Here is a 12474-nt window from a genome sequence, read left to right on the forward strand (position 1 = left end):
CTGTGCTCAGGATGACGTACTTCTCAAAAGATACGTCATCCCGAATGAAATGAGGGATCTCCTGAATGTGGCACTGTGCCTGCATTGGGAGATCCTTCGCTATGCTCAGGATGACGTAATTTCAAAAGAAAACGTCATCCCGAATGAAATGAGGGATCTCCTGAATGTGGCACTGTGCCTGCATTGGGAGATCCTTCGCTATGCTCAGGATGAAATAATTTCAAAAGAAAACGTCATCCCGAATGAAATGAGGGATCTCCTGAATGTGGCACTGCACCAGCATCGGGAGATCCTTCGCTGTGCTCAGGATGACTTAATTCCAAGGCTCGCATCCTTGCCTAAACCATTAGGTTTATTTAGGGAAAAAAAAAGCCATGCAACGCATGGCTTTTCTAAACATGAACTCATGTTATTTTGTTGGAACTGGAATTGCTGGATCAATTGTCCATACCAATTGTGCACCAACAAGATTCGCACCAGCTTTTCCACCAGCATTAACATTATAATACGATGTTGTACCGATCAAATCTGTACGATTAATTTTAGGATCATTAGCAGCAAATAGATGAGTATAACCTACGTCTACCCCAATATTAGGCCGGGCTTGATAATGAGCACCAACAGAAAGAGCCCAACGATCAGTATCTGGTAAACGTATGTCTCTATCTATATCGTTAGTAGGCGTAGCATCATATCCACCACCAACACGCAACATTAAATTTGGATTAACGTGGTAATTCGCACCTATAGTTGCACGCCAGGTATCTGAATAATTTTGTGCTGAAATACTGTTCAATTTTGTTTGTCTGACAGGATTAACAGATGTATTTGGAGCAGCAACATTATTTAGTTCGATTGTACGAAGAGTACTCCAGTTCGTGTATACAACAGAAGCCAATAATGCAATCGTGTCATTAATATCGTGGTAACCACTTAAAGTAACAATATCAGGTAAATCGATTATGTTACTGTTCAAATCATTCGATCTGTACATGGAGTTAACATTTGCCGCAAAAGGATTGATAAGTGTCAATCTAGGATCAGCAAGTTTTCCACCAAGGATACTGAAACCATGGAAATGATGTCTTACTTTGGATTGATAGTTCACACCTAGGCGTGTATGGTTGTCATTAAACATTGCCATCGCACCTGCATGGAATCCAACACCAAATGATTGAGCTTTGTTATAACTTTGAGAGTCAAGTATATAAGGTGTAAGTCCTGGAACAGCAATATTCTGATATGCAGTAGGTATACCAAGCATACGATTGAATTTAACTCGCGCGTATTGCAAATCGATACCACCACCTATTGAGAAATTCTCTGTCAATCGACCACCAATTTCAGGTGAAATATTGGTAGTAATCAATTCGGTGAATGTTGCTTCATAACGAACGGGGGATAAAGGATCCCAACTGGTAGCTAATCCAAAAGGAGAAACCATACTGATACCAAACGTTGCATTTTCACCTAAAGGATGAGCGTAATGGAAAGAAGGAACAAAACCATTCTCCGCACCGTTTAAATTATTAAATGTTTGAACGTAATCTGGCAATCCATTTGTATGGAACGTAGAAGTACCATTCAATTTAGCGATTGGAAAAACTCCAACCCCACCAAATACTGCTTGTTGATTACGAATTAATACTAAACCAGCAGGGTTATACCATCCAATAGATGCGTCTGCGGCTTCGGCAGCTATACCGGCACCATAGTTCCCTATGGCAGCTGCGCTGCTTTCGGTATATAAAGAAAATCCACCTGCATGGACGGTGCTTGTCGCCAGAACTCCAAGTATTGAAGTACTTACTAGCGTTCTTAGGGGTTTGTGCATGTTTTTCACTCCACACTCGTTAATTTGAAATGCTTCCAAAATTTAAATCAAATTCGATAATAAATGAATTTACTCATAATTCAAACGTTTCAGTTAAAATTTTTATCTTTATATTCAATAAGTAATAAAAAAAAACCCACAGTGAATGCAATATGCCCATGATGATTAATTAATCCCAAGCATGTGTCAGGCAAATTGATATAACTACTTGTGTAACTCCTGTACTCCATGCTAATGTGTTTTAATTTTGTGCGGATTACTATCATGCAACACATCGTCACTAAATTTGGTGGAACAAGTGTTTCATCACGAGCTACTTGGAATAATATTGCAGCAATTACCAAAAAACACTTAAAGGCTGGTGTGCAACCGGTTATTGTCTGTTCTGCTCTCACCCAGATATCAAACAAACTGGAAAAGGCCATTGAAGCCGCTTTACTGGACGAACATCACAGCCTATTTGCTGATATACAGAACAGTCACTTCAAACTCGCCGAAGAGCTGGAAGTGAGTCCGGATCTGGTTGCCGATGAATTACACCAATTACAACAATGGTTAACCGGAATTGCTTTACTCAAACAGGCTCCAGCTAAAACGCATGCTCAGATTTTAAGTCTTGGTGAACTGATGATGACTCGTCTTGGCCATGTCTTTTTGCAAAATCAGGGAATTAATAACAAATGGTACGATGCCAGAAAATTGCTGATCAGCACTCCAGTTCATGGTGGAGAAACGGTGAATTATCTGTCCGCTCGCTGCGACAGTGAGTACGATCCTGATTTAATAGAAAAATTCCTGAGTAGTGGAGCCGAGGCAATAATTACCCAAGGATTTTTTGCTTCCAATTCTCAAGGTGAAACAGTGTTATTAGGTCGAGGAGGCTCAGATACGTCCGCAGCACTTCTTGCTGGAAAATTGCAAGCTTCATCATGCGAAATATGGACTGATGTTCCTGGTATCTATACAGCTAATCCCCATCAATTACCCCATGCCCGTTTGCTGAAACAGTTAAATTATGACGAGGCACAGGAAATTGCGTCTATGGGAGCAAAGGTACTTCATCCCAATTGCATACCACCAGTACGACGAGCCAATATACCCATGGTTGTTAAATTCACTCAGCTACCCGAGCATTCAGGTACTTTAATAACAAAGGATATTGATGAATCAGCTCCATTAATTAAATCGATTCAGGTAAAACACAGTATTCTGTTAATTTCTATTGATACACTGAATATGTGGCAGCAGGTAGGATTCCTGGCGGACGTCTTTGCAACCTTTAAAAAGCATGGTTTTTCGGTTGATTTATTGTCCTCTTCCGAATTTAACGTCACTTTATCTCTTGATACTAATGCAAAATTGTATGATAGGCCTGCTATTAATGCCCTACTGTCTGATTTAAATGAGTTTGGCCGCGCCAAATTGATTGAACCCTGCAGTGCAGTAAGTCTTGTAGGCCATCATATACGAACCGTGTTACCCCATCTGGGCCCAGCCCTGGAAGTGTTTGATGCCAAACAAGTCTATCTAATGTCACTGGCTTCCAATGATTTAAACCTGACTTTTGTTGTGGACGAATCGCAAGCAGATAAGCTCTGCCAAAAATTGCATCATCTATTGATTGAAAGCAATCCGCAAATATTTTATTACTCCAAAAGCTGGCACGAAGAATTTGGCAAACCCAATGTACGACCGACTCCATGGTGGGAATCAGAGCGCGACCGGTTGTTAACAGCTAGCACGGTATATTCCCCCTGCTATGTTTACCATAGCCCTACCCAGGCTAATCGCGCAAAACTGTTATTGGAGTTGCAGTCAGTTGATAAATTATTTTACGCCATAAAAGCGAATCCCTACCCTTCTATTTTGAAAACGCTTGAACAAGAAGGGATCGGTTTTGAATGTGTCTCCATTCAAGAGCTTGAACTAGTACTGAATTTATTTCCCAATATAAACAAAGACAGAATATTATTTACTCCCAATTTTGCACCCAAGGTTGAATATGAGTTTGCTCTTTCAGTTGGTTGCTATGTGACCATTGACAGTTTATATCCTTTGGAATATTGGCCCGAGTTATTTAAAAATCGGGAGGTAGTTGTTCGAATAGATCCAGGTACTGGGGCGGGTCACCACAAACATGTTTCGACTGGAGGCAATGAATCAAAATTTGGTATTACCCAAAATGATGTGGGACAAATCATTTCATTGACTAAAAAACATAATATAAAAGTCATAGGTCTTCACGCCCATTCCGGAAGCGGAATTCTCACCCCGGATTTGTGGCAACAAACTGCATTGATGCTGGCTTCCCTGGCTGATCAATTTCCTCATGTCCGCTCCATCAATTTAGGTGGTGGCTTGGGCATTGTTGAAAAACCGGGACAACATCCCATTGATTTTGCGTCACTAGATGCCTCTTTAATGGCTGTAAAATCGCGCTATCCTCAGCTACAAATTTGGTTAGAGCCAGGACGTTTCTTTGTCGCAGAAAGCGGTGTCATTCTTGCCAAAGTCACCCAATGCAAAGAGAAAGGAAAAGTTAAATTTATTGGCATAGAAACAGGTATGAACTCATTGATAAGACCTTCATTATATGGCGCCTATCATGAAATCGTTAATTTAACCCGTCTCTATGAAGAAAAAGCCGGTTTTTCACATATCGTAGGCCCCATTTGCGAGTCTGGGGATACTCTGGGTTATGACCGTCTATTACCAGTAACCAAAGAAGGTGATGTTTTATTGATTGCCAATACAGGTGCCTATGGTCACTGTATGAGTTCTCATTATAATTTAAGACCACCCGCTCAGGAAATAGTATTGGAATAGAAGCATGACGCTTATTGATAGCGACCAAAGGAGCAAGGCCACGGATCCTCGTTCCTCATTTATAGTACAAGCTCCTGCTGGGTCTGGTAAAACAGAAATACTGACCCAGCGCTATCTGAGATTATTAAGCACTGTCAGCTCACCAGAACAAATCGTTGCGTTAACATTTACCCGTAAAGCAGCTACTGAAATGCGTGAACGAATAATCCTGGCGCTGCAGCAAGCGGCATTAAACAAACAGGCCACAAGTCCACACCAACAGCTCACCTTAAGTTACGCCCAGGAAGCTCTAATTCGTAGCGCCCAATTAAATTGGGAGTTACTGGAACAACCCACTCGCTTAAAAATCATTACTATTGACTCCTTGTGCCAGAGTATTAATCAAGCCATCCCCCTATTGGAACAACAAATTGCGTACGCTCAGATAACAGATACTCCGGAACGGTATTATCTAAAGGCTGCACGTAACTGCATACAATTTGCCATGGAGACTCCTGAGTATCAGCATGCGATCAAAACGTTACTTATTCATGTAGATAACCGACAAGAACGACTGATTGATTTATTTAAATCACTATTAGGACAAAGAGACCAATGGCTCACCCCATTGTTTCAGGCCCGCGCTCAAGATAAATCTACTTTTGAAGATGCTTTACGCTTTATTGAACATCATGAATTATGTCGCTTTAAAGAAAGTCTTCCATTCACTCTGGCAGACAGGTTAACTCTTCTGGCACGCACAGTGGCTGTAACTGAAAATAATCCTGAATCGCCACGTTTTATTCTAAGAGACTGGTATGATTTTAGACAATCTAATCAGGATACTTGCGCTGCTTTATGCAAACTGATACTTGATAGCAGCCTTTCGATTCGCAACAGCTTTGATCATAATGTTGGTTTTTTGAAGCCAGATTATAGTGCTGAGGAATACAAGCGACTAAAAGCAGAAAGCGTTGAGCTTCTTGCTGAGTTAAAAGAGTACCCAGATTTCCTGGATGCGCTGTTACAAGTCAGTACGTTACCAAAACCCGAATATGATCCAGAGCAGTGGGAGGTTCTTCAGGCTTTGTTTGTCTTGTTACCTTTACTGGCCAGTTACCTTCAGGTTATGTTTAGTGAACAAAATGAAGTCGATTTTACGACGATTTCACATCAAGCTTTAGCCGCATTAGGCGAACTGGATAATCCAACAGATTTGGCTTTATATCTGGATAATGCCATTCATCATTTACTGATTGACGAGTTCCAGGATACATCCATATCACAATTTGAACTGATTACCCGATTAGTTCAGGGCTGGTTGCCGGATGATGGTAAAACTTTATTTCTCGTAGGTGATCCCATGCAATCGATTTATCGGTTTCGTCAGGCTGAGGTCGGATTATTTTTCCGTGCCAAAGAACGAGGAATTGGATCAGTGTCGCTAGAGCCTTTGGAACTAAGCTGTAATTTCCGCTCCAGCGCGTCTATAGTCAACTGGGTTAATGTTCATTTCTCAAAAATTTTTCCTCAGCACATTGATATCGAATCGGGAGCTGTTTCTTTTCATCCTTCAGTAAATGTCATAGAAAATGATGTACCCAGTGCAATTCATGCCATGCAATGCAACAGTCGAAGGCACGAAGCTACTCTGCTGATTGAGGTAATTGAAAATGAATTAAAAGCACATCCTGAACAGAGTGTCGCCATTTTAGTACGCTCACGATCGCAATTAACTGATATTATGAATCTGCTTCGTCGTCACAGAATACCCTATCAGGGAACAGATATAGATTTGTTGGCTAAACTGGTTCATTTGCGTGACGTCTGGTCTTTAACTCAATCCTTATTAAATCCAGGAGATAGACTGGCATGGCTGTCAATGCTTCACAGCCCCTATTGTGGTTTATCACTGAACGATCTTCATCTAATCGCGCAATTTAATACTAAGAAATCAATTTATAGCGCCTTATTACAATTAGATAAAATAGATGGTCTAAGTGAAGAAGGTACAACTCGCGCTCAATATTTTGCTCAGGTTATGCACCAATCTCTCGCTCAACGATATCAGTACAAACTTTCAGAGTGGGTGGCAAAAACATTAACCCAACTTTTTGTTGATAAAATTCTGAATCAAAATCAATTAAATGACCTGGAACAATTCTGGATTTTAATTGATAGGTATGAACAAAATGGCCGGTTACCTGATATGAATGAGTTTTTTCTGGAATTCAATAAACTCTATTCGCAACAGACCACCCCCTCACAATTACAGGTAATGACCATCCATAAATCCAAAGGGTTGGAGTTTGATACTGTAATTTTACCGGGCTTGGGTACTCAACTTAAACGAGCAGATCAACCCATGTTGCGATGGCTTAAACTGCCAACACAAAATCAGAATGATCTCTTACTGGTCTCTCCCATCAAGGCGGCGCATCAGGAACAATGTCCGTTATACGACTATTTAAACCAGCTGGATGAAGAAAAGAATCATTATGAGGCGCAAAGAGTACTTTACGTTGCGGTAACTCGAGCTAAATCCAGATTGTATTTATTTGATAGTTCATCAAGAGTATCAAAATCTTCATTTCGTGGTCTGCTTAAAAATCAGGAGTTTAGTAAATGTCAGGAAGAAGAAGGTTCCGAACAATCAGAATATCCTCTACCGGAATTAAGTAAACTTTCTTTAAACTGGTATCAGGAATCGAATCCTGTGTTCAGTAATCCCATGAATCCCCCACCTAATGAGTTAGTAACTGGTGTACCCAGACTGATAGGAATCGCAGCTCACCAATTATTGCAATGGATTTGTGACAATCACCCTCAAAACGCAGATCAGATACCCTGGAATCTGGCGCAACTTGAATTTAAAAAATTGGGATTTGATGAAGAGGCGCAGTTATCAGCATTATCAATAATTCGAACCCAGATTACTCAATTGTTTCAGGATAAAAGCGGTTTATGGATAATCGCCAAACATGAAAAAGAACAGAATGAATATGAATTAATAGTAGAGCATCAAAACCGTCTGGTGACCCGAATTATAGACCGAATATTTATCGATCAATCCAAGCTGTGGATTATTGATTTTAAAACGGGTAAAGAGGAAGAGTCTACATTGGCTCAACATCAAAAACAACTGAATGAATATGGCTATTATTTATCAAGTCAGTACGCTCTTCCCATTCATTGTGGACTTTATTATTTATCCAATAATCATTGGTTCCATTGGCAATATGAGCTCGAGGTAACTTCGCAATAAAACTTCAGGAAACATCATCCCGAATGCAATGGTGGATCTCCTGAACAGAGTACTAGTGATTCAGTTACTCCTGCGTTATCATCCTGTTTTTGTATTAATCAGAGTTAAACATATGACAGTTGAAAATACGGTAATAAACGTGCTGGATAATCTAAAAGACCCGTTACTTGGTCTTAATGGCAAGGAAATGAATTTACAGTACAATCTGGAGACTACTTCAGATTCAATCATGCTTACTGTCAAAACAGGTTTTCCCTGTAAGATTTTGGAAGATACATTTAAAGAACTGGCTTTGTCAGCTTTGAAGACACAATTTCCTCATCACCAAATAACCTTGCAAATAACTCAGTTCATCCGAGCTCATAAAACCCAAATGCCCGGTAAAGGTTTACGAGGAGTAAAAAATACTATTGCCATTGCTTCAGGTAAAGGTGGCGTAGGCAAATCAACTGTTACCGTGAATCTTGCCACTGCCTTAGCTCGCGCAGGTGCCAGAGTGGGTATTTTGGATGCTGATATATATGGACCAAGCATGCCATTGATGCTGGGACCGACCAAGCCAGTTCAAATCAGTGGAGATCGTTATTTACCCATTCAGACACATGGAGTACAAGCGATGTCCATTGGCTATATCACGGATATGGATCAGACACTGATTTGGCGCGGTCCCATGCTTGCCAAATCGTTAATCCAGATGTTGGATATCACTCTATGGGATGAATTGGATTATTTATTTATCGATTTACCCCCAGGAACTGGCGACATTCAGTTAACCTTGGTACAAAAAATCCCGTTAACAGCGGCCATAGTAGTGACAACACCGCAAAATGTAGCGACCCTGGATGCACAAAAAGCAATAACCATGTTTGCTAAAACAGGAATTGATGTATTGGGCGTTATCGAAAATATGGCAACTCATATTTGCAGCCAATGTGGACATCAGGAAGCAATATTTGGTGAGGGAGGAGCAAAAACCATATGTGAAACCAACCACAGCACATTGCTGGGTCAACTTCCTCTGGACAGTAACATCAGAAAGCAATGTGATGAAGGCGTACCAACTGCCACTCAACCACGAAGTGAATTAACAGATGCCTTTATAAAAACTGCGTTAATCAGCGCCATTGAACTGTCTAAAAAACCAATAAATTACGCGGACAAATTTCCGAATATTGTTGTTGAATAGTACTCGCCAAGGAGTATTTCATGAAGTTAAGGAAAATTAATGAATACTCCAGCTGCAACGATGTATTATTCTCTTTAGATAGGTATAATAATCAAAAACAACAAGCGACACGGCCATGCTCAGATTTTTAATAATAACAATCAATATCTTATATTCCAGTTTCACTTTAGCTCAATCAAGTTATCAAATCGATCTTATCCTGTTTACACATCCACAAAATGCATCCAAAAACAACGAGCTTGATTTAAACTCACCTTTAATTCCAGTGAATCAAAAAGCGATCACCCTAAAACGAAGTACGGGTAAAACCATTAACTCATATAGTCTATTGCCCCCCTCTCAATCCGGATTAAAAAATGAATATTATTTGCTAAGCCATAAATCCCGATATCAGGTATTGGGACACTACTCATGGAGACAACCGGCAAATAATCAAAGCACTGTTGCATTGCCCGAGTTAAATCATAACGGCTGGATAGTACAGGGAACGTTAAGAGTAAGACAAAGTAATTATTATTTATTAGATACCGATTTACATCTCGCGCCATCCAATAATCCACAATCTTCCTTTACCATTGCTCAGAAACAACGTTTAAAAGGCAGTGAAGTATATTATCTGGATCATCCACAGGTTGGAATGTTGATTAAAATTCATAAATTAACTTAAGCTAACCTCAAATATGATGTGATCAGGTGAGAAATCTGTTCTCCAATTGCCTGAAGACATTTGATTTTTGGAGTACCGTTCCTCCAAAATAAGGCCAAAGTTCGAGATGGTGCTGGTGATACAAAAGGAATGTACTTCAATCGCTGTGAGGGATCTACAGTTACAGCCAGTGCTGGTAACAAAGTCACGCCAATTCCTGACTGCACCATTAATCGAAGGGTCTCAAGACTTGTAGCAGTAAAATCCGCTATTTCATGAGTCTTGGCCATTTGGCAAACAACCATAGCCTGATCACGCAAACAATGGCCCTCTTCAAGTAACATAATGGGTTGATTGACTAATTGATTTATTGACAGGGAACTTGACTGAGCCAACTCATTAGACTCATCACATACGAAATAAAATGCTTCTTCAAATAAAGTGTAACTGGTAAAATTCCCGGCAATGGGTTGCGCCATTATTGCAACATCGATTTCTCCATGTTCTAATTTATCAATTAACCGCCGTGTCTGATCTTCTATCAACCATATTTTTAAATCAGGAAATTGAACATTGATAGCCGGCATGACCAGAGGTAATAGATAAGGTGCAACTGTAGGTATCACCCCCAGGCGTAAATTACCAGAAAAAGGATCATGCGAATGCCGAGCGACATCTTTCATCTCATCAATCAGCATAAGTATCTTTTTTACCCTGGACAACAATGCATCGCCCTGATCCGTTAATAATACCTGCTTGTTGGTACGCTCAAACAACGTTACACCAAGAGTTTCCTCCAATTTTTTTATTTGCATACTTAACGTAGGTTGACTGACGAAGCATTTTTTTGCTGCATCACCAAAATGCTTCACTTCTGCTAGAACAACAAAATAATGCAAATCTCTTAAATTCATAATCAACCTTTACGATAAATAATATCTATTATTATAGTAACAACATTAATTGTTATCTATTGATTATTGCTTGACAGATACAGTGCTCAACATTCAATAAAGGACGTTTCCAACCAACATGATGGGATCATTGTTTCACCACTGGTTTTCATAAAATTCGCAAAAATCGATACCTAATCATGCTAAGTACAATTTAAAATAACTTTACTGAGGATAGCGACCGTAACGACCGTAGCCTGTATTAGACGAAGTCGTAATACAGGATCAACCGCTTCATCAATTCCATGCTCTTATCGTGGTACAGAAACCATCCTGTATTACGACTTCGTCTAATACAGGCTACGATTATTCCTCGAGGAACGCATTAATTGAGCATCGGTTATCTTTATTTATATAAAAACACAGAGTCAATCCGACCAACGTTTAAAAAAAATTTACAGTACCCAGCTTATCCTATATATTCGCTTTTTTATTAATACTACTGGTTACTTTTGATTAATTCGACTCAACATCAAGCACCTAGAACCATCATTTGGCTAGTAGGTGTATTTTTTTTACTGTTTCAATTTTTTCTGCAATTATCCTCTGGAATAATTGTAGGTGCGATTATGCATGAACAAAATCTTTCAGCACTTACAGCAGGTTTATTGAGCAGTGCGTTTTATTATGTTTATACCTCATTTCAAATACCAGTTGGATTACTGTTTGACCGCTATAACACCAGAACATTGTTAACCCTGAATGCAGCATTATGCGCTTTAGGATGTTTTATTTTTGCAGCGGGACATACACTTCCCTATTTATTTTTAGGACGTTTGATTATTGGAGCGGGTTCTTCTTTTGCCTTTGTTGGTCTCTCACATTTATTACGTCAACACTACCCCCTACGGCAGTATGCTTTTATGATCGGTTTATCTGAAACCCTGGGCTTTACTGTAACAGTCTTTGGAATGATAGGAATGGGGGCTTTTATAAGCAATTTTGGCTGGAGATACTTCATCACAGGAGCTGGTATTTTAGGCCTTGTCATTACCGCGTTATGTTACAAATTCATTCCCAGCCATAAACCTGAAGCTCAGATAAATCATGATTATAAAAACCAGTTTTTTCTTATTTTAAAGAATAAACTGGCCTGGATTAACGGTATTTTTGTATGCCTTGAATTCTCTGTAATCACTGTGTTCGGGGCATTATGGGCAGTGCCCTTCTTACAGTTAAAACTGGATTGCAGCATCAAGACTGCCAGCATACTCACATCGATGATACTTTTAGGAGCAGGATTAAGTTGCCCTGTTTTTGGTCAGCTATCCGTATATTTTGTTAAACGCAAGCCACTCATCCATGCGTCTTGTTTATCTACCGCAACGCTGCTTTTACTGACGCTGTTCCTGCCAACTCACAGCATCATATTAATAGGAGTCCTGCTGTTTAGCATAGGTCTCTGTTGTGGAGCGTACATGCTTGCCTATTCAATTGCTAACGAGCTAGCTCCAGCAGAATCGCTGTCAACCTGTACTGGATTTACGAATACTCTGGCCATGCTCTCAGCCCCTCTTTTACAACCGCTTATAGGGTATTTACTGGACGCGTTCAGTAACAAGCGAGGTATCTATACTCTCGGCGATTACCAACAGGCCTTATTGATCATTCCAGCTGCATTAATCCTTGCAAGCGTACTGGCTCACTATCTGCCAGAAAAATCCAGTACAACGTTTCACTGATTCTGTCCTGTGGCGCTCAGATCGCGTTCATCTTTGAGTGATTGCAGCTTTGAAAAACCGCAGCACTAGCACTGCTAATTCGAGCATTTTTCGAAGCTGCAAT

At 40.0% G+C, this 12474-nt stretch carries 7 protein-coding genes; 5 read left to right on the top strand and 2 right to left on the bottom strand.

Going from position 1 to position 12474, the window contains the following annotated elements:
* Positions 1-409 precede the first annotated feature (409 nt).
* Positions 410-1843 carry an OmpP1/FadL family transporter gene (locus IZU94_RS03685; protein WP_203108251.1) on the bottom strand — a complete coding sequence of 478 codons (1434 nt, stop codon included), beginning with the start codon at positions 1841-1843 and terminating at the stop codon, positions 410-412.
* A 255-nt stretch (positions 1844-2098) separates the two neighbouring features.
* On the opposite strand from IZU94_RS03685, the gene IZU94_RS03690 reads away from it, so the two are divergent.
* The 4 genes from IZU94_RS03690 (at position 2099) to IZU94_RS03705 (ending at position 9757) form a co-directional block, all read left to right on the top strand.
* Positions 2099-4660, top strand: a complete 2562-nt coding sequence (locus tag IZU94_RS03690; RefSeq protein WP_203108131.1) for a bifunctional aspartate kinase/diaminopimelate decarboxylase — start codon at positions 2099-2101, stop codon at positions 4658-4660.
* Positions 4661-4664: 4 nt separating this feature from the next.
* A complete protein-coding gene (locus tag IZU94_RS03695; protein WP_203108133.1) occupies positions 4665-7904 on the top strand; it encodes a UvrD-helicase domain-containing protein in 3240 nt (1079 codons plus the stop codon).
* Positions 7905-8016: 112 nt separating this feature from the next.
* Positions 8017-9090, top strand: a complete 1074-nt coding sequence (gene apbC, locus IZU94_RS03700) for an iron-sulfur cluster carrier protein ApbC (RefSeq protein ID WP_203108253.1) — start codon at positions 8017-8019, stop codon at positions 9088-9090.
* Between the two features lie 115 nt (positions 9091-9205).
* The gene (locus IZU94_RS03705; protein WP_203108135.1) at positions 9206-9757 is read left to right on the top strand and encodes a CsiV family protein; all 552 of its coding nucleotides are present in this window, start codon (positions 9206-9208) and stop codon (positions 9755-9757) included.
* On the opposite strand, the gene IZU94_RS03710 is transcribed toward IZU94_RS03705, so the two are convergent.
* Positions 9754-10650 carry a LysR substrate-binding domain-containing protein gene (locus IZU94_RS03710; RefSeq protein WP_203108137.1) on the bottom strand — a complete coding sequence of 299 codons (897 nt, stop codon included), beginning with the start codon at positions 10648-10650 and terminating at the stop codon, positions 9754-9756. The genes IZU94_RS03705 and IZU94_RS03710 overlap by 4 nt on opposite strands.
* Positions 10651-11141: 491 nt before the next feature.
* Between IZU94_RS03710 and IZU94_RS03715 the strand changes: the two genes are divergently transcribed.
* Positions 11142-12371, top strand: coding sequence for an MFS transporter (locus IZU94_RS03715; protein WP_304600583.1), 1230 nt, complete (start codon positions 11142-11144; stop codon positions 12369-12371).
* Positions 12372-12474 lie beyond the last annotated feature (103 nt).

This window comes from Legionella bononiensis, assembly GCF_016786215.1.
Taxonomy (GTDB): domain Bacteria; phylum Pseudomonadota; class Gammaproteobacteria; order Legionellales; family Legionellaceae; genus Legionella; species Legionella bononiensis.

Coding starts and splice junctions, on each gene's coding strand:
- IZU94_RS03690 (WP_203108131.1), top strand. CDS start 2,099: ATGCAACACATCGTCACTAAATTTGGTGGAACAAGTGTTTCATCACGA.
- IZU94_RS03695 (WP_203108133.1), top strand. CDS start 4,665: ATGACGCTTATTGATAGCGACCAAAGGAGCAAGGCCACGGATCCTCGT.
- apbC (WP_203108253.1), top strand. CDS start 8,017: ATGACAGTTGAAAATACGGTAATAAACGTGCTGGATAATCTAAAAGAC.
- IZU94_RS03705 (WP_203108135.1), top strand. CDS start 9,206: ATGCTCAGATTTTTAATAATAACAATCAATATCTTATATTCCAGTTTC.
- IZU94_RS03710 (WP_203108137.1), bottom strand. CDS start 10,650: ATGAATTTAAGAGATTTGCATTATTTTGTTGTTCTAGCAGAAGTGAAG.